This window comes from Kitasatospora sp. NPDC001527, assembly GCF_040298605.1.
Taxonomy (GTDB): Bacteria; Actinomycetota; Actinomycetes; order Streptomycetales; family Streptomycetaceae; genus Kitasatospora.
In genome coordinates, this window is sequence record NZ_JBEPAM010000032.1 from 1 (window position 1) to 17,898 (window position 17,898).

Sequence of the window (17,898 nt, forward strand, 5' to 3'; positions counted from 1 at the left end):
CCCCACACCGGCATCCGCCAGCACATACCCCAACCGCTCCACCGGATTCGCCGGATCCAGCGGCACATAACCCGCACCCGACTTCAGCACACCCAACAGCGCCGGCAGCAGCTCGACACCACGCTCCAGGCACACACCCACCAACGACTCCGGACCCGCACCCAGCGCCCGCAGACGGTGCGCCAACCGGTTCGCCCGCCGGTTCACCTCCGCATACGTCAGCTCCACACCACCGGCGACCACCGCCACCGCCTCCGGAGCCACCGCCACCCGCGCCTCGAACACCTCGTGCACGACCCGCGGATCCGCCGCGACGGACCCCTCACCACCCGCCGCCAGCAACCACTCCCGCTCACCGGCGCCGAGCATGCCGAGCCGGGCGACCGGACGGCCGGGCTCGGCGACGGCGGACTCCAGGAGCCGTACGAAGTGCCCGGCCATCCGCTCGACGGTGGCCTCGTCGAACAGGGCAGTGGCATAGACCAGCTGGGCCCGGAAGCCGTCCTGTCCCGCGTCGTCGACCTGGAGCTCCAGGTCGCACTTGGCGATGCGGCTGGTCATCGGGTGGGGGACGACGTCGAGGTCCGCCAGCCTCAGGCCGCCGTCGCCGCGCTGGTGCATGGTGAGGGCCACCTGGTACAGCGGCGTGCGCGACATGTCGCGCTCCGGCCGCAGCTCGTCGACGAGCTGGGCGAAGGGCACCGCCTGGTGGTCGTAGGCGTCGGCGAGGGCGGCCCGGTTGAGCGCCACCAGGTCGTCGAACCCGGTGTCCTCCTGCCAGCGGCCGCGCATCACCAGGCTGTTGACGCAGTAGCCGATCATGTCCTGCAGCTGCGGGTGGACGCGGCCCGAGACGGTCGTGCCGACCGGGACGTCGCGCAGACCGGTGTAGCGGGACACCAGGAGCTGGAACGCCGAGAGCAGCACGACGAACGGGGTGGTCCCGTGGCGGCGCGCGATGTCCCGGACGGCGGCGGACAGTTCGGCGGAGACCGGGAAGGAGACGTCGCCGCCCGCGGAGCTGCGGAAGGCCGGGCGCGGCCGGTCGGCGGGCAGGTCGGTCGACGGCAGGCCGGCGAGCCGCTCGCGCCAGTACGCCAGGTGCCGCTCCAGCGCGTCGCCGGAGAGCTCCGCGCGCTGCCAGGCCGCGTAGTCGGCGTACTGGACCGGGAGGGCGGGCAGCGGGGAGGGCCGGCCCTCGCGGAACGCCTCGTAGAGGGCGGCGAGTTCGCCGCCGAGCACGCCGGTGGACCAGGCGTCGAAGGCGATGTGGTGGAAGACCACGGTGAGGATGTGCTCGTCGGGGCCGGTGCGGATCAGCCGCGCCCGCGCGGGCCACTGCCGCTCGACGTCGAAGGGGGTGACGGCCTCCTCGGCGAGGATCCGGTCCGCCGCGGCGCCGGTGGCCTCGACGAGCGGCAGCTCCGGCTCGGCGGCCGCGTCGTCGACGAGCTGCACGGGCTCCGCGCCGGCCAGCGCGTACCGGGTGCGCAGGACCTCGTGCCGGGCGGTCAGTTCGGTCCAGGCCCGGCGCAGCGCGGCGACGTCGAGCGCGCCGCGCAGCCGGAAGGCGAACGGCACCAGGTACTCGGGGCTGCCCGGTTCGAGCCGGTTGAGGAACCACATCTGCCGCTGCCCGTGCGACAGCACCAGCGGGGCGGTCCGGTCCGCGGGACCGATGCCCGGCCGGCCTCCGCGCGGTGCCGCCCCGCTGAGCCGGCGGCGGAGGAGCTCTTCCCGAAGGGCGTCGACGGCAGCGCCGTCCCTGTTGTTACCGGCGCTCATCTCAGCTGCTCCTCTGCCACCGCTACTGCGTAGCCGACTTGATGTGGGACCTTGCTCGCTTTTCCTCGACCGGCCTCCGGCGGCCGGGAATTCAGTGCGCGGGCTGCTGCTCCATGCGCCGGCGCAGGCTCAGCGGACGCATGTCGGTCCACACCTCGCCGATGTGCTCCAGGCAGGCGGCACGGGTTCCCGTGGTGCCCTCGGCACGCCACCCGGCGGGCAGCTCCCGGTCGGCCCACCAGACGGAGTACTGCTCCTCGTCGTTGACCACGACCAGGTAGATCTCGGCGTCGTCCCGCTCTTCAGCCATCAGAAGTCCTCACATGAGAGACGGAGTTCGGATTCTCGGATGCTCGTCGATCAACGTCTGAAGCTTTCTCGACCGCCCGATACTTCGCCTATACCGGAGCTATGCGGGCGTCCGCGGGCGTCCGCGGGCGCGCCCCGGCCGGTGTGCGGACGCGCGAAGCGCCCCGCCCCGGGAGCCGGCGGATGCCTGACTCCCGGGACGGGGCGCTTCGGTGGTGCGGTACGCCCCGCCTACGACACGGGGGAATGGTGGGCGGGGCGTACCGGCTCAAGGGTGGGCGCCGCGGACTCCTGCGCCGCCGGGCGGTGCCGGCCGCGCCCGGAGGCCGACCAGGCGCGGTCGCCCAGCAGGGCCATCGCCGCGGGCAGCAGCACGCCGCGCACGACGGTGGCGTCGATGAGGATGGCCACGGCCATGCCGACGCCCATCATCTTGTACTCGATGGCGGTCAGGCTCACGAACACCGTGAACACGGCGGTCATGATGGCGGCGGCGCTGGTGACCACGCCGGCGCTGCTGCCGATGCCGCCGATGATCGCGTTCTTCGAGCTGGCGCCCTTCGCCCAGCGCTCCCTGATCCGGCTGAGGATGAAGATGTGGTAGTCCATGCTCAGGCCGAACAGGATCACGAACATGAACAGCGGCAGCCAGGCGACCACACCGCCGTACGAGGTGAAGCCGAGCGGCGAGGCCAGGTTGCCGTCCTGGAAGACCCAGGTGAGCACGCCGTAGGCCGCGCCGATCGAGAGCAGGTTGAGCAGGATCGACACCAGCGGGATGGCCCAGGAGCGGAAGGCGACCAGCAGGAGCACGAAGGCCAGGGCGAGGATGAAGGCGAAGACCGCGATGGTCCGCCCGTTCAGCCGCTGGGCGAAGTCGTACGGCTGCGCCGTCTTGCCGCCGACCGCGTAGTCGACGCCCTGCACCGCGCCGACGGTGGCGGGGAGCACGGTGTCCCTGAGCTTCTCCAGCGACCGGTTGGAGGTGTCGTCGGTGCCCTTGCCGACCAGCGGCACCCGCACCACCATCGCGTCGCCGATCGGCACCGCGGTGATCGGCTCGGCGATGCCGCTGCCGGGGGTGGCGGCCTGCTTGTGCAGGGCGCCGACCGCCTCGCGCAGGGCGGGGGTGTCGACCTTCCCGCCGGAGCGGTCGGCGATCGCGACCCGGGCGGGGCTCGCCGAACCGGGGAACGCCTCGTTCATGCGCACCGCGGCGTCCACGGGGGCGACGCTGCGCGGCAGGCTGTCGGTGGTGGCCGGGTCCTGCAGGTGCATGCCGAGCGCGGGCAGGGCCATGACGAGCAGGACGAGCGTGGCGATGCCACCGGTCAGCGCGGGGCGCCGCACGACGCCGCGGGCGATGGACGACCAGGTGCGCGACTCGCGGGCCGCGGTCCGGCGCCGGCCCAGCCACGGGATGCGGGCCTTGTCGACGCGGTGGCCCAGGGCGGCCAGCAGCGCCGGCAGCACCGTCACGGAGCCGACCACCGTCAGGCCGACGACCACCACGGTGCCGGCCGTCAGGCCCTTGAAGACGTCGAGCCCGGTGAACAGCAGGCCGCACACGCAGACCATCACGGTGAGCCCGGAGACCACCACGGCGTGGCCGGAGGTGCGGGCCGCGATCGCGAGCGCCGTGCGGGTGTCGTGTCCGGCGAGCCGCTCCTCGCGCTCCCGGCGCAGGTAGAACAGCGAGTAGTCGATGCCCACGGCCATGCCGATGAGCAGCACGATGGAGGAGGCGGCGCTGTTGACCGGCACCACCTTGCCGATGGTCTGCAGGAGGCCGAAGGTGGCGATGACCGCCGTCGCCGACAGCAGCAGCGGGATGCCCGCGGCGATCAGCGAACCGAAGACCACGAGCAGGATCACCAGGGTCAGCGGCAGCGAGGTGACCTCGGAGCGCTTGAAGTCGTCCTTGATCGCGTCGTCCACGACGGCGTTGAGGCTGCGGTCGCCCGCCTGCACGATCCGCAGCTGCGGATGGGTGTCCTGGGCCTTCTTCACGAGGTCGAGGACCGCGCGGTAGTTCTGCTTGCGGTTCTCCAGGGGGCCGGCGAGCTCGAAGGTGACGAGGCCGGAGCGGCCGTCCTGGGAGATCCAGCGTCCGCCGTCGGCGCCCAGCGGCGAACCGATGTCGGCCACCGCCTCTCCGGTGCCCTGCAGCGCCGTCACCAGGCTCTGCGCGGCCTCCTTGAGCTCGGGGCTGGACAGGAACGCGGGGCCGCCGGCCTCGCGGGCCTGGATCAGGACGTTCTCGCGGATGGAGTCGCCGGCGTCCTCGGCGCGCACGATCCGCTGGGCCTTCCCGGCGTCGCCCGGGTCGGTGGAGCGGGCGTCGCGCCCGCTGATCAACGAGCTGGAGAGGACGGCGACGATCACGAGGGCCAGCCAGCCGGTGATCGCCAGCGTCCGGTGGCGGACCGACCAGCCGACGACGGATTCCACGACGCCGCCCTTGGCGGCCGTCACGTCCGGTGTCCCGCCGCCGGAAGGCGCGGCATCCGGCTTGCCTTTGCGCAGCATGAACTGCTCTCCTTGAGATGGAGGTGCTTGTCCAGGGAAAACTCGCCTGTCGGCGAGGGAGATGCCTTCCGAAACCGGGGCCGCCGAGTTGCCGCTCGGCGGCCCCGCTCGATGTGTCGCGTGGTGCGCGAAGGCGACGCGCGCCCGCCTCCTACTCGACTTCCTTGAGGATCCGCTCCAGCGACTCCAGCCGCCCGCGCATCTCGGAGAGTTCGCGCTCGGTGTCCTGCTGGACCGCGACGGCCGTCTCGGCCAGCTTGCGGTACTCCCCTTCGCGGGCCAGCGCCGCCTTGGCTCGGTAGGTGGCACCGAACTGCCAGATGAGCACCGCGAGCACCACGGTGACCAGGAGGAAGAGGCCCAGCGCCCCGATGATCTCCGTCCAGTCGGACCCGTTCATCGGTCCCCCCCCTTCTCCTCGCGCCCCGGCGCCGCCTCGGCACTGGTCAGCGTCGGCATCACGGCCGCGATCGACTCCGGCGTCAGGTGCACCGCGAAGGGTGTCACCTCGTAGAACTTCATCGCTTTCCCATCGGGTGAGATCTCCAGCTGCGCCGACACGAGCCCGGCCGTCTCCAGCTTCTTCAGGTGGACCTGGAGCAGCGCGCGGCTGATCCCCATGTCCCGAGCCAACTGGCTCACGTACTTGCGCCCCCCGGCCAGCACCGCGACGACCCGAAGGCGGTGCGGGTTGGCCAGGGTCGCCAACATCAGCACCAGCTCATCACCGGTTGGCAGTGGCGTCTTCATCGCAACACCCAGCACATGCAAAGGAACGTTAGCAGGTACTCATTTCTCTTGTCATCTGCCAATGCAGAAGGGGCCCGGCCGAGACGGCCGGGCCCCTTCCTCAGTGCTGACCGGGCATCAGGAGCAGCGCCACACAGCGGGGAACCTGGGGTAGGTGGTGCCGGCCGGAGCGTTCGCTCCGCCCAGCGTCCCGCCGTCGTTGAGGGCGTACACCTGGCCGTCGCCGGCGACCGTGGCCGCCGTGGCGGTGCCCTGCCACAGCGTGGTCGAGCGGGACCTGCCGGAGGTGCCGAGGATCAGGCCGGTGCTGTTGACGTCCGAGGTCCCGTAGCTGTCGGTCAGCCGCGCGGCCTGGCCGGAGGCGCCCCACACGACGCCGAACCGGCTGAAGTCCGCGGCCTGGCCGTCGCCCGACACGACGCCGTTGGAGATCGCCGAGATGGTGGCGTTCACCGCCCCGGACGGAATCGGCAGCGCCCGCGCGACACCGGCCTTCCAGAGGTAGGGGCGGGTGGTCCCCTTGATGTCGTCGACGGCCGTGACCGCGACCGTGCCGTCCGTGTCGACACCCTCGACCCGGCTGCCGACCGGGAACCCGGACGGCCGGACCGCGGGCCCGGTGCTGCCGGCGGGCCAGTGGAAGACGACCCGGTGGTTGGGGTCATCGGCGTAGCCGTCGCCGTAGATGTCGCCGTTCGCCGTGACCACCCGCGCCACGACGTCGTAGGCCCCCGCGGGCAGCGGCAGCAGTTCCAGCCGCCCGTTGCGGGAGCGGATCGGGAAGTCCTTCCCGGTCGGCCAGCCGTCGTCGGAGCCGGTGAGCTGCCAGGCGTAGCCGACCGCGACGCCGGAGGCGTTCACGTCGAAGACGCCGAGCGTGGTGTCGGCGCCGGTCACGACTCCCAGGTCGGTGACGGTGCCGCCCGACCAGATCGCCGCGTGCGGCTGGGTCCCGCCGGAGACCGGGTACTCGATCCGCCCGGCGTAGACGTCCGTACCGGCCATCGCGGTGACCACGCCCGCGGTGGCGCCGGCCGGGACGGGCAGCTGGCTGGGCCGGTAGGTGCAGGCCGCCGGCGCGGCCTGGGCCACCGGGGCGAGGCCGCCGAGGCCGGTGGCGGCCATGACGGCGGCGGCCGTCAGGGCGAAGCGCTGTGTGCGGTTCATGGCTTCCTTCCGAAGAGGGGTTACCGGCCTCCCAGCCTCCGAGCCCGCCCTATATTCCGTCTCTGCCGCCCTCCGCCCCGCCGCCGCACCCGCGGGCCCTATAGGGCAGGTATAGGTCCCGCTCCCACCCTGGACGGGTTCCGGCTCCGCCCGCTCCCGCAGCGCCTCGTGGGGGCACCCGCCCGATCCGTCGCCCACCTCGCCCACCGTGAAGGCCCGGCGGCCCCGCCCGACGGCCCCTTCGCCCGGAAGGAACCGCCCGTGTCCGCAACCGATCCGCTGCCCGGACTCCTGATCGCCGTTCCGACCGTGATCGTCGCCTGCCGGGCCGGCGCCGCCCTCGCCCGCCGCGTCGGACAGCCGCCCGTCGTGGGGGAGATCGCCACGGGCATCCTGCTCGGCCCCTCGCTGCTCGGCCAGCTGTGGCCCGAGGCGCAGCGGCTGCTGATCCCCCCGCAGTCCATCCCGTACACCGGGGTGCTCGGCCAGCTCGGCCTGCTGGTCTTCATGTTCCTCATCGGCCTGGAACTGGAGCTGGGGACGCTGCGCGGCCTCGGCCGGACGGCCCTGGCCGTCAGCCAGGCCGGGATCCTCCTGCCGCTGGCCCTCGGGGCGACGCTCGCGCTCGGCATGTACGGCCCGCTCGCCCCCGACGGCGTCGGACGGCTGCCGTTCGTCCTGTTCATCGCCGTGGCCCTGAGCATCACGGCCTTCCCGGTGCTGGCCCGGATCCTCACCGACCGGGGCATCTACCACTCGCCGCTGGGCGCCCTCGCGATGGCCTGCGCGGCCGTCAACGACGCCATGGCCTGGTGTCTGCTCGCGATCGTGGTGACCGTCACCCACAGCGGCTCCGCCTTCGAGCCGGTGCTCACCGCCCTGATGTCGGCGGGCTTCATCGCGCTCATGCTGTACGCGGTACGGCCGCTGATCGACCGGCTGGCCCGGCGGGCCGCCCTCACCGCGGGACCGCGGACGGCCGGGGCCGACGGGGACCCGGCCGAGGGCGGGCGGGACAACCTCGTCCTGCTCGCGCTGTTCGCGGGCCTGTGCCTGTCCTCGCTGGCCACCGACCGCATCGGCCTGCACGCCCTGTTCGGCGCGTTCGCCCTCGGGATGGTCATGCCGCGCACGTCACCGGAGATCCACCGCGCCGCCTCCCGGCTGCGCACCGTCGTGGTGCCGCTGCTGCTGCCCCTCTTCTTCGCGCACACGGGGCTGCGCACGGACATCGGCATGCTGGGGTCGGACCCGGCGCTGTGGCTGTGGGCCCTCGCGGTCTTCGCCGTCGCGGTGCTCGGCAAGTGGGGCGGCAGCGCCGCGGCGGCGCGCGCCTGCGGACAGAGCTGGCGCAGCTCGCTCTCGGTCGGCGCGCTGATGAACTGCCGCGGACTGACCGAGCTCGTCATCCTCAACATCGGACTCGAACTGGGCGTCATCGGCCAGGACCTGTTCACCATGCTGGTGCTGATGGCCCTCGTCACCACGGCCCTCACCTCCCCGGCGCTCAACCGGCTGCGCGGCGCGGGCGACGGAACGGAGCCCTCCCCGGCACCGGGGGCGGGCTCCGGGAACCCGAGACTGGAGGTCGGGAGCCAGGGTCCGCCCTCCGGCGCCCGGCGGGCCGGGGTCTGAGGCCCGGGGTCTGTCTCCTGGATTCTGTCGGATCAGCCCCGGCAAGGATCCGAGAGACAGACCCTTACGGTCCGGGCGGCGGTTCCTCGTCCTTCGACGCGGGCTCCACCGCCCCCTGCTCCTCGTCGGACCGCACGGCGGCCAGTATCGTCTCGACGTCCACGTCCAGCTCGAACTCCACCAGCTCGAAGTACCGCAGCGCCCTCCCGTCCTCGGACAGGTCCAGGCTCCCCTCCACCAGGCCGACCTTCTCCAACCGGTCCAGATGCATGTACAACAGCGGGCGGGACATCCCCAGACGGCGGGCCAGCTCGCTGATGTACATCCGCCGTTCCGCGAGTGCGGCGATGATTCTGAGCCTCTGCGGATGCCCCACCGCAGCCAGTAAGGCTAAGAATTCGATGCTGGACATGGCCCACGCCCCCCTGAATCCGTGGTCTACCGTCCGTCGAGGCTTACCACGCTCCGTGCCGATGTCAAACGATCTGCGCGACTCGCCTCCGGTTACCGCCCCGGGCGCCCCGGACGGGGGCGCCGGCCCTCCCGGCGGGCGGGACGGTCAGCCCGCCGCGAGCACCAGCGGCAGGACCTCTCCGGCCCCCGCCCGCCGCAGCAGGCGGGCGGCCACCGCGAGGGTCCAGCCGGAGTCGGTGCTGTCGTCCACGAGCAGGACCGGCCCCGGGTCGCCGGCCAGCGCGGCGGCGAGTTCCCCGGGGACGGTGAGAGCGGCGGCCAGCGCCCGCAGCCGCTGGGCGGAGTTGCTGCGCGGCGCCACGTGGGCACCGCCCGGGCCGGTGTACGCGAGCTCCCCCAGGTACGGGATGCGCCCGATGCCCGCGACCCCCTGCGCGAGCGAGGAGACCAGCCGGGGGCGGGACAGGGACGGTACGGCGACCACCCCGACCGGCCGGGCCGGGGCCTGCGGTCCGCCCGCCAGCCAGCCGCCCGGGGAACGCGCCCAGTCGGCGAGGACCGTCACGACCGCCTTCAGCACGTCCTCGGGGACGGGCCCGTCCGGCGCCTGCTCGGACAGCAGCGGGCGCAGCCGGTTGCCCCAGCCGATGTCGGAGAGCCGGCCCAGCGCCCGGCCGGGCGAGCACTGCTCCTGGGCCGGGATGCGCCCCTTGAGGTCGACGCCCAGCGCCGGCATGCCGGTCGGCCACATCCGGCGCGGCTCGATCTCCAGCCCGGGACGGCCGAGCTCCTTCGTCGCCCCCGCCACGGTCTCGGTGGAGACGGTGGCGCTGGCCCAGGCGCCCGCGCAGTTGTCGCAGCGGCCGCACGGCACGGCCTCCTCGTCGTCCAGCTGGCGCCGCAGGAACTCCATCCGGCAGCCGGTGGTGGTGACGTAGGAGCGCATCGCCTCCTGCTCGGCCGCGCGCTGCCGGGCCACCCGCGCGTACCGCTCCGCGTCGTACGCCCAGTCGGCGCCCGTGGACGTCCAGCCGCCCTTCACCCGCCGCACGGCGCCGTCCACGTCCAGCACCTTCAGCATCGTCTCCAGCCGGCTGCGGCGCAGGTCCACCGAGGTCTCCAGGGCCGGCACGGACAGCGGCCGCCCCGCCTCGGCGAGGACCGCGAGGGTCTGGCGCACCTGGGCCTCCGGCGGGAAGGCGGTCTCGGCGAAGTACCGCCAGATCGCCTCGTCCTCACGGCCCGGCAGCAGCAGCACCTCCGCGTGCTCCACACCGCGGCCGGCGCGGCCCACCTGCTGGTAATAGGCGATCGGGGAGGACGGCGACCCGAGGTGGACCACGAAGCCGAGGTCGGGCTTGTCGAAGCCCATGCCCAGCGCGGAGGTGGCCACCAGGGCCTTGACCCGGTTGTGCAGCAGGTCGTCCTCGGCCTGCTGGCGGTCGGCGTTCTCGGTCCGGCCCGTGTACGAGGAGACCACCAGGCCGCGCTGGCGCAGGAACGCCGTCGCCTCCTCGGCCGCGGCCACGGTGAGCGTGTAGACGATCCCGGAGCCCGGGAGCTCGTCCAGGTGCTCCGCCAGCCAGGCCATCCGGTGCGCGGCGTCCGGCAGCCGCACCACGCCCAGCCGCAGGCTCTCCCGCTCCAGGGGGCCGCGCAGCACCAGGGCCTCGCCGCCGCCGGTGCCCAGCTGCTCGGCCACGTCCGCGGTGACCCGGGCGTTGGCGGTCGCCGTGGTGGCCAGCACCGGCACCCCCGGGGCGAGCTCGGCCAGCATCGCCCGCAGCCTGCGGTAGTCGGGGCGGAAGTCGTGCCCCCAGTCGGAGATGCAGTGGGCCTCGTCCACCACCAGCAGGCCGGTGGTGGCCGCCAGCTTGGGCAGCATCTGCTCGCGGAAGTCGACGGAGTTGAGGCGCTCGGGACTGACCAGGAGCACGTCGACGTCGCCGCGCTCGACCTCGGCGTGGATCGTCTCCCACTCCTCCGGGTTCGCCGAGTTGATGGTGCGCGCGTGGATGCCGGCACGCGAGGCCGCGTCGACCTGGTTGCGCATCAGCGCCAGCAGCGGCGAGACGATCACCGTCGGGCCGGAGCCGCGCCGGCGCAGCAGGGCGGTGGCCACGAAGTACACCGCCGACTTGCCCCAGCCGGTGCGCTGCACCACCAGCGCGCGGCGGCGCTCCCTGACCAGCGCCGCCACCGCCTGCCACTGGTCCTCCCGGAGCCGCGCCGTCCCCGTCGGATCACCGACCAGCTCGGCGAGGACGGCATCGGCTTCGGTGCGCAGCTCCAGATCGTTCATGCCCCCATGCAACCCGACGGCGGGGACAATCCGCCACCTCGGCCCGGACCGCCGGGCCGGCGGGGGCCCGCGGGCGGCCGGGAAGCGGTCCGGCCCACCCGAACGGAGCAGTCGCCGGGCGCCGGCCGGAGAGTGTTGCGCCCGGTGAATAATTCCGGCAGAACATGGGCTTTCGGGCGGCGTTCATCATTTCATCGTTGCCGCTCCACCCCATCTGCCCTGAGAATTGGACCGTACCCGGAGCCTGGTCCTGCGGACCGTTCCTCCGGCGTACGCAGACACCCGCGCGCCCGTGGGTCGGAAGGAGGGTCGTGATCAGCGGCAACGACCGAGGTCAGTATCCCCCCGTCCGGAGTTCGGCCCCCAGACGGGAGCTCGGCCTGGAGACCTGGGCGGCCTCGGGGATCCCGCTGCTCCGCGACCCCCGCGAACTCGTCCTGGACCTGCACCGGCGCCACCTGCCGCAGCCCGGCACCGTGGTGGTCGCCGTCCTGGACGCGCTGCACCGGGTCACCGCCTCGGCCTCGTTCGCGCCCTGGCCGCACGACACGGACGGCTGGCAGCACCGCAACGCGGTCCTCACCCAGCTGCGCCAGGTCACCCCGCACGACCTGCGGCTGCCCGCCCCGAAACGGACGGCCGTCCTGCTGCGCTGCCGCGAGGGCGCGGCCGGCTGGACGGACCAGGACGGCGCCTGGATGTGGGCCCTGCGGGACGCGGCGAGCCTGCACGGGCTGCGCTGCGGGGCGTACGTCGCCCTGACCCCGGCCGGCTGGCAGGTCCTCGGCGACGGGCGCGGCGGGCGCAATCCGCACGCGGGTTCGTGGGCGGACGGGCCGGTCCACACCGTGACGGAGCTGCCGCCGCGCACGGCGCTGGAGCCCCCGCGCGGCCAGCGCCCGCAGCGCGGCGAGCGGTCACCGCGCTCCCGCCAGTCCGAGCGCGCCTGGCCCGCCCGGGTCGCGGCGATCGGCCCGGCCCGGCGCACCGGCACCCGCTGACCGGCCGGCCGCTCCCGGGCGCCGGCGGGCGGCGGGAACGCCGCGGCCCGGCACCGCGGGGGGTACCGGGCCGGGACGGTTCTCAGGCGGGCAGCTTGCGGGGGGCCGGGGCGGCGAGCGGCGCACCGGCGGCGGCCGGGTCGGTTCCGCCGCAGACCACCAGCAGCGACTCCGCGTGCCGCAGCGCCTTGGTGTACACCGCCGCGGCGGTGTCGGCCGGGCCGCCGTTGACGACCAGCACGACCACCGGCCGGCGGGCCGGGCGGGTCAGCCCGGCGTCGGCGTAGAACACGTCGCCGCCCTCGGCGAGCTGCGCCCAGTAGCGCTCCTCGCCGAAGGAGAGCTCGTGCTGCTGCCACGGGTGCGCCGCGCCGACCGTCAGCACCAGGACGGCACCGGGGTCGCGGCCGGCCTCCAGCAGCAGGTCGACGGTCTCGTCCGCGCGGTCCAGCGCCTCCGCCTCCGCGGCGGGGACGTGCCGGACCTCGACCTGCGCCGGGCGGGGCGCGGGCCGCGGAGGGCTGGGCTTGGGAATCGGGTTCGGGCGCGGCGAAGGCCCCGGACGGTCCGTACGCGCGGCCGCCGCACGCGGCGGTGCCGGCCGCGGCGGCGCGGGGCGGGGGCCCGGCACCGGCGCCGGCGTGACGCCGGTGGCCGACGGTACGGCGGCGGTCGCGCCGGTGGCCGGCGCGCGGAGGGCTTGTGCGTCCGACTCGCGGGGGCTGGGAACGCCGGGGCCCGGGAGGCTCTCTTTGATCTCCGGCTCCTCGGGGAAGACAGGCATACCCGGATATCTATCAAATGCCGGTCGAACGCGCACGGGCGCCCCACCCCTTGGGCACCGCGCGCCCCGCGCACCACCGCGGGAGCTTCCCGACGAACCGTCAGAATCCGAGCGCGAGCTGCTCCCCGGCGGCCTCCGCGGAGCCCGCTCCGCCGGATCCGGGCAGCACCCGGATCCGCTTCAGGTGGCGCCACCGGGGCAGCCCGTCGAGGTAGGACCAGGAGAGGCGGTGGTGTTCGGTCGGGCCCAGCTCCTCCAGCGCGGCCCGGTGGACCGGGGAGGGGTAGCCGGCGTTGTCGGCGAAGCCGTACGCGGGGTGCTCCTCGCCGAGGCCGGCCATCAGGCCGTCGCGGTGGACCTTGGCGAGCACCGAGGCGGCGGACACGCAGATGCACGACTGGTCGCCCTTGATCACCGTGCGCACCCGCCAGGGGCCGCCGAGGTAGTCGTGCTTGCCGTCGAGGATCACCGCGTCCGGCTCCACCGGCAGCGCCTCCAGCGCCCGGACGGCGGCCAGCCGCAGCGCGGCGGTCATCCCGAGCTCGTCGCACTCCAGCGCCGAGGCGTGGCCCAGCGCGTACGCGGTGACCCAGTCGGCGAGCACGGGCGCGAGCGCGCGGCGGCGCGGTTCGGTGAGCAGCTTGGAGTCGGTCAGCCCCTCCGGCGGCCGGCGCAGGCCGGTGACGGCCGCCCCCACGGTGACCGGCCCGGCCCAGGCACCGCGCCCGACCTCGTCGAGGCCGACGACGGTCCTGGCGCCGGCGCGGCGCAGCGAGCGCTCGACGGAATGCGTCGGCGGGACGATGGGCATGAGGGGATCCGTTCAGCTGGTCGGCCTCCAGCCTATGCCAACCGCCCGCAGGCCCGGGCGGCCCCGGACGGGCCCGGGGACGCTCAGGGCCGGATCAGCGGGACCAGCACCTCGTCGACCAGCTGGTCGACGAACTCGGGGCCGATCCGGCAGCCCAGAACCTTGACCCGGTACAGCAGCATCGCCGGGACGACGTCGGCGACCACCGGGGTGGCGGCGTCGGCCCGGACGTCGCCGCGGGCGGCACCCCGGCGCAGGATGTCCAGGATCACGTCCTTGGTCGGCTGCAGCATCCGCTGGGCCATGAAGTCCTTGAACAGCTCCGCCTGCTCGTGGTCCAGCTCGGCCAGCACCGCGCTCATCGCACCGCCCGCCCGGGAGCTCGCGACGGAGACGAAACCCTCGACGAGGTGGTGCAGTTCCTCACGGGCGGACCCGAGCGCGGGGGTGTCGGCAGGGCGTGGGAGAGTGGAGTCCAGGGCGTCGATGACCAGTTCCACCTTGGACGCCCACCGCCGGTACAGCGCGGCCTTCCCGGTCCGCGCCGCGCCGGCGACGCCTTCCATCGTCAGCCGCGCGAACCCGCCGGAGGTGAGCTGATCGAGCGTCGCCTCGAAGATCGCCAGCTCCAGCTCCCTCCCCCGCCGCCGCGCCGGCCGGCCCAGGGCCCCGGCGACGACCTGGACGGGGCAGGAGGACCGCACGGCCTCGGGCGCCCGCTGCGCCGCCGGGCCGGCGGGGCGGCCCGCCGCCTGCTGCCGAACCAACTGATCCATCGTCACCAACCCTAAGGAACGCTTGCGTTCATAATCTCGCCAACGCTATCGTCCACAGTAGTGAACGATTCCGTTCCTTCATAGCCCGCGGGACGCCGTCGGGCCGCGCCGGACCCGAGGGTCCGCAGCATACGAAGCAATAGCCAGCAGGGGGCATCAACTTGGCTATCTCCGACACGCTCAGCAAGACCCCGTCGCGAAGCGGCCGCAGCCCGAACAAGGGCATCACGCTGACCGTCATCGCGGCCTCGCAGTTGATGGTGGTGCTCGACGCCACCATCGTGAACATCGCCCTGCCGCAGATCAGGGACGCGCTGGACTTCTCCACCACCAACCTGTCGTGGGTGATCAACGCCTACACGCTGACCTTCGGCGGCCTGCTGCTGCTCGGCGGGCGCGCGGGCGACATCCTCGGCCGGCGCCGGGTCTTCATCGCCGGCACGCTGCTGTTCGGCCTGGCCTCGCTGCTCGGCGGCTTCGCGCAGGACGGCGGCATGCTGCTGGCCGCCCGCGCGCTCCAGGGCATCGGCGGCGCGATCTGCTCGCCGACCGCCTTCGCGCTGATCGCCACCAACTTCGACGAAGGGCCCGAACGCAACCGGGCCTTCGGCGTGTTCTCCGCGGTGGCCGGTTCGGGAGCCGCGATCGGCCTGCTGGCCGGCGGTGTGCTCACCGAGTACCTCGACTGGCGCTGGGTGTTCTTCGTCAACGTGCCGATCGCCGTCCTCATCGCGTTCGCCGCGCCGCGCTTCATCGCCGAGTCGGAGCGCCACCCGGGCCGCTTCGACCTGCCCGGCGCGCTCACCTCGACGCTCGGCCTGGTCGGCCTGGTCTACGGCTTCATCCGCGCGGCGTCGGACGGCTGGTCGGACGGGCTGACGCTCGGCTCCTTCGCCGCCGGCCTGATCCTGCTGGCCGCGTTCGTGGTCATCGAGACCCGCACCGCGCAGCCGATCACCCCGCTGAAGCTGTTCGCCGACCGCAACCGCACCGGCGGCCTGGTGATGATGCTCTGCCTGGCCGCCGCCATGTTCGGCATCTTCTTCTACATCACCCTCTTCGTGCAGGGTCCGCTGGACTACAGCCCGCTCAAGGCCGGCTTCGCGTTCATGCCGATCAGCGCGTCGATCATCGTGGCCGCCCAGCTCGCCTCCAGCCTGCAGGTCAAGTACGGCCCGAAGCCGTTCATGGCGGGCGGCTCGCTGCTGGTCGCCGTCGGGCTCGGCTGGCTGACCTTCATGGACGCCGACAGCGGCTACGTGGACGGCATCCTCGGCCCCACGGTCGTCTTCGGCTTCGGCATGGGCCTGGTCTTCGTCCCGGTGATGCTGCTCGCCGTCGCGGGCGTCTCCGGCCAGGAGACGGGCGCCGCCTCCGGTCTGCTGAACTCCATGCAGCAGATCGGCGGTTCGCTCGGCCTGTCGATCCTGACCACGGTGTTCGCGCACTACGCGACCAAGGAGGGCGCGGCGCAGCTGCCCGGCTTCCTGGCCACCGCCACCCCGGAGCAACAGGCCTGGCTGGCGGAGAAGCACGAGTTCCCCAAGGGCACCACCGCGGCCAACGAGGTGCTCGCGCAGGGCATCTCGCACGGCTTCATCGTGGGCGCCGTGATGGCGGTCGTCGCCTTCGTGGTCGCCGCCGTCGTGGTCAAGGCCAAGGCCGCCGACCTGCCGTCGGACACCGCCGGTGTCGCGATGCACTGACCGGCCGCCCGCCCGTGGGGGGCGGGCGGACGGACGGCACGGGGCCGGCCGGGAGCGTTCTGCTCCCGGCCGGCCCCCTGCCGTCCCCGCCGGGCTCAGCCCCCGAAGACCTCGCCGTGGCGCAGCCCGACCCGGTCACAGGCGTACCCGCGGTCCACGAGGCGGTCGGCCGTCGGACGCCCGGCGAGGATGTCCCGGGCCCGCGCGCCCGCCAGGCTGCCGGCGTACCAGGGGGTGGGACCGTCGTGCTCCAGGCCGGCGGCGATGACGCCCAGCGCGCAGGTCCGGTAGTCCCCCGGCAGCCGGTCCAGCGCCGGGACGGCGTCCGGCGAGAGGCTGCGGACGTTGCGCAGGTCGATCGTCCCGGTCCGCTCGAAGCGGGCCACGTTCTGCTCCGCGACCAGCGCGTCCGGCCCGATCAGCCCGTACCCGGCGGCGGCCAGCGCCGCGCTGAGCACCACCGCGCGCGGCAGCCAGCCGGCCGACGGCGTCAGGCCCGCCGTGATCAGCAGCAGGAAGACCACGCCCAGCCAGATCTCGACGGCCAGCACCCACAGGCGCAGCACGGTCAGCCCGGAGGCGTCCACGTAGAACCACATCCGCCCGAGCGCCGAGGCCACCACGACCAGGGTCAGCAGGCAGAGCGCGCCGAGCAGCAGCCGCGCCAGCCGGCGGTCGGCCTCGGTCGCGCGCGGCGCCCAGCGCTTGGCGACCGCGACGACCACCAGGGTCAGCACGGTGACCACCAGCAGCTGCCAGAAGCCCTGCCGGGCGTACTCGGAGCGGCTCATCCCGGTGCGCTCCAGCACCGCCTCCCCGCCGCCGAGCACCACCACCGCCTGCACCACGGCGAAGGCGCCGAACATCAGGTTCAGCGCGGCCAGCGGCAGCGCCCACTCCAGCCGGCCCCTGGCCCGGCCCGGCCGGACCGGCGTGCGGTCCCAGCGGCGCGGGCCGGCCGCGATGTGGGCGAAGCCCAGCGCGGTCGTCAGGCCGAGGACGAACAGGACCGCGCGGAGCGGGAACTCGCCGAGCTCCACGCTGGGCACCAGACTCCCGAGGACGTCGGCCATGGCCGCGTCGGCGCCGGCGAACAGGGCTCCGAAGACGACCAGCAGCACGGCCGCCACCAGGCCCCCCTTGAGCGCCGCGACCGCCCGGCCGCGACCGGCGGCGCCGTGCCCGCGCAGGGCCCCCCGGGCCCACACCAGGCCCGGGAGGAGTTGCCAGAGCAGGCCCGGCAGCGCGAGCAGGACGCCGCTCCAGCGCCGTCCGCCGTGCAGCGCGAGGGAGGCCAGGCCGACGGCCCAGACCGTGCTCAGCAGCACCGGCCAGCCGGCCTCCCAGAGCGCCGGGACGGCGAGCAGGGCGAGCGCGAGCGCGCTCCACGCGAAGGTCCAGACGCGCGGGCGGCGGCCGGCCGTGCGGGCGGCGATCCCGGCGCCGGTGGCGGCGAACGCGGCGCAGAGCAGCAGGTTGACGCCGAGTCCGGCGGCCAGCAGCCAGGACGTGAGCAGACCGGTCAGCACCGCCGCCGCCACCGTCCGGCCGGTGGCCGGGGCCTTGCGCTCCGGCTCGCTGGGCCGCAGCCAGGCGAACGGCTGCGGCGCGGGCGTACCGGGCGCCCGGTACGGCCCGGCGGCGGGACCGTGGCCCGGTCCGCCCCCGGCACCGCCGGGCGGCGTTCCGTCCGCCGCGGGTGCGCTGAATCCGGACATGGGTCCCCCTCAGAGGTCGGGTGGGCGTGCGGAACCCACCCTCCGGGCGGTCCGCCGACGGGCACGCGGAACCAGACCGGCGAGAGCACCGGGCACCACGGCCGAAGCCGACTGTAGACCATTCTGAACAGGTTCAAAAACGTTCGGCCCGGCTCTGTCACACCCCTGTGACAGAGCCGGGTCCGCTGCCCGGGCACCGCCCCGGACCGGA

15 protein-coding genes are annotated in these 17,898 nt (G+C 74.0%); 3 read left to right on the plus strand and 12 right to left on the minus strand.

The genetic code is table 11. The features are described from left to right. From ABT238_RS25310 to ABT238_RS25335, 6 genes are all read right to left on the minus strand, one after another. On the minus strand, nucleotides 1–1,785 hold a 1,785-nt coding region (locus tag ABT238_RS25310; RefSeq protein WP_350792023.1), incomplete at its 3' end, for a condensation domain-containing protein. A 91-nt stretch (nucleotides 1,786–1,876) separates the two neighbouring features. Beyond that, nucleotides 1,877–2,095 (minus strand): MbtH family protein, encoded by a 219-nt coding sequence (locus ABT238_RS25315; protein ID WP_350569032.1) that lies wholly within the window; start codon nucleotides 2,093–2,095, stop codon nucleotides 1,877–1,879. Between the two features lie 230 nt (nucleotides 2,096–2,325). Beyond that, a complete protein-coding gene (locus ABT238_RS25320; RefSeq protein WP_350569033.1) occupies nucleotides 2,326–4,623 on the minus strand; it encodes an MMPL family transporter in 2,298 nt (765 codons plus the stop codon). A gap of 151 nt (nucleotides 4,624–4,774) precedes the next feature. Further along, nucleotides 4,775–5,023 carry a hypothetical protein gene (locus ABT238_RS25325; RefSeq protein ID WP_350569034.1) on the minus strand — a complete coding sequence of 83 codons (249 nt, stop codon included), beginning with the start codon at nucleotides 5,021–5,023 and terminating at the stop codon, nucleotides 4,775–4,777. Next, complete coding sequence (locus tag ABT238_RS25330; protein WP_350792093.1) at nucleotides 5,020–5,373, minus strand: ArsR/SmtB family transcription factor; 354 nt, start codon at nucleotides 5,371–5,373, stop codon at nucleotides 5,020–5,022. Before ABT238_RS25330 ends, ABT238_RS25325 begins: the two co-directional genes overlap by 4 nt. A gap of 117 nt (nucleotides 5,374–5,490) precedes the next feature. Further along, the gene (locus tag ABT238_RS25335; RefSeq protein WP_350569037.1) at nucleotides 5,491–6,540 is read right to left on the minus strand and encodes a hypothetical protein; all 1,050 of its coding nucleotides are present in this window, start codon (nucleotides 6,538–6,540) and stop codon (nucleotides 5,491–5,493) included. A 261-nt stretch (nucleotides 6,541–6,801) separates the two neighbouring features. On the opposite strand from ABT238_RS25335, the gene ABT238_RS25340 reads away from it, so the two are divergent. Further along, nucleotides 6,802–8,175, plus strand: coding sequence for a cation:proton antiporter (locus ABT238_RS25340; RefSeq protein ID WP_350792131.1), 1,374 nt, complete (start codon nucleotides 6,802–6,804; stop codon nucleotides 8,173–8,175). A gap of 64 nt (nucleotides 8,176–8,239) precedes the next feature. Here the strand turns inward: ABT238_RS25340 and ABT238_RS25345 are convergent, their stop codons facing one another. Together ABT238_RS25345 and ABT238_RS25350 are read right to left on the minus strand one after the other, a co-directional pair. Next, nucleotides 8,240–8,587 (minus strand): ArsR/SmtB family transcription factor, encoded by a 348-nt coding sequence (locus tag ABT238_RS25345; protein WP_350792149.1) that lies wholly within the window; start codon nucleotides 8,585–8,587, stop codon nucleotides 8,240–8,242. Between the two features lie 147 nt (nucleotides 8,588–8,734). After that, on the minus strand, nucleotides 8,735–10,891 hold the full coding sequence (locus ABT238_RS25350; protein ID WP_350569041.1) for a RecQ family ATP-dependent DNA helicase: 2,157 nt from the start codon (nucleotides 10,889–10,891) through the stop codon (nucleotides 8,735–8,737). Between the two features lie 311 nt (nucleotides 10,892–11,202). Between ABT238_RS25350 and ABT238_RS25355 the strand changes: the two genes are divergently transcribed. Then, nucleotides 11,203–11,892: a hypothetical protein gene (locus ABT238_RS25355; protein WP_502884329.1), complete on the plus strand. Its 690-nt coding sequence runs from the start codon at nucleotides 11,203–11,205 to the stop codon at nucleotides 11,890–11,892. A gap of 82 nt (nucleotides 11,893–11,974) precedes the next feature. Here the strand turns inward: ABT238_RS25355 and ABT238_RS25360 are convergent, their stop codons facing one another. From ABT238_RS25360 to ABT238_RS25370, 3 genes are all read right to left on the minus strand, one after another. Next, complete coding sequence (locus ABT238_RS25360; RefSeq protein WP_350569042.1) at nucleotides 11,975–12,676, minus strand: hypothetical protein; 702 nt, start codon at nucleotides 12,674–12,676, stop codon at nucleotides 11,975–11,977. Between the two features lie 100 nt (nucleotides 12,677–12,776). Beyond that, nucleotides 12,777–13,487 carry a ribonuclease HII gene (rnhB, locus tag ABT238_RS25365; RefSeq protein WP_350792177.1) on the minus strand — a complete coding sequence of 237 codons (711 nt, stop codon included), beginning with the start codon at nucleotides 13,485–13,487 and terminating at the stop codon, nucleotides 12,777–12,779. A gap of 83 nt (nucleotides 13,488–13,570) precedes the next feature. Continuing rightward, entirely contained in the window at nucleotides 13,571–14,263 is a 693-nt protein-coding gene (locus tag ABT238_RS25370; RefSeq protein ID WP_350569045.1) for a TetR/AcrR family transcriptional regulator, read from the minus strand. A 167-nt stretch (nucleotides 14,264–14,430) separates the two neighbouring features. On the opposite strand from ABT238_RS25370, the gene ABT238_RS25375 reads away from it, so the two are divergent. After that, nucleotides 14,431–15,969 carry an MFS transporter gene (locus ABT238_RS25375; protein ID WP_502884332.1) on the plus strand — a complete coding sequence of 513 codons (1,539 nt, stop codon included), beginning with the start codon at nucleotides 14,431–14,433 and terminating at the stop codon, nucleotides 15,967–15,969. A 95-nt stretch (nucleotides 15,970–16,064) separates the two neighbouring features. On the opposite strand, the gene ABT238_RS25380 is transcribed toward ABT238_RS25375, so the two are convergent. Next, the gene (locus ABT238_RS25380; protein WP_350792219.1) at nucleotides 16,065–17,687 is read right to left on the minus strand and encodes a DUF4153 domain-containing protein; all 1,623 of its coding nucleotides are present in this window, start codon (nucleotides 17,685–17,687) and stop codon (nucleotides 16,065–16,067) included. Between the last annotated feature and the right edge of the window lie 211 nt (nucleotides 17,688–17,898).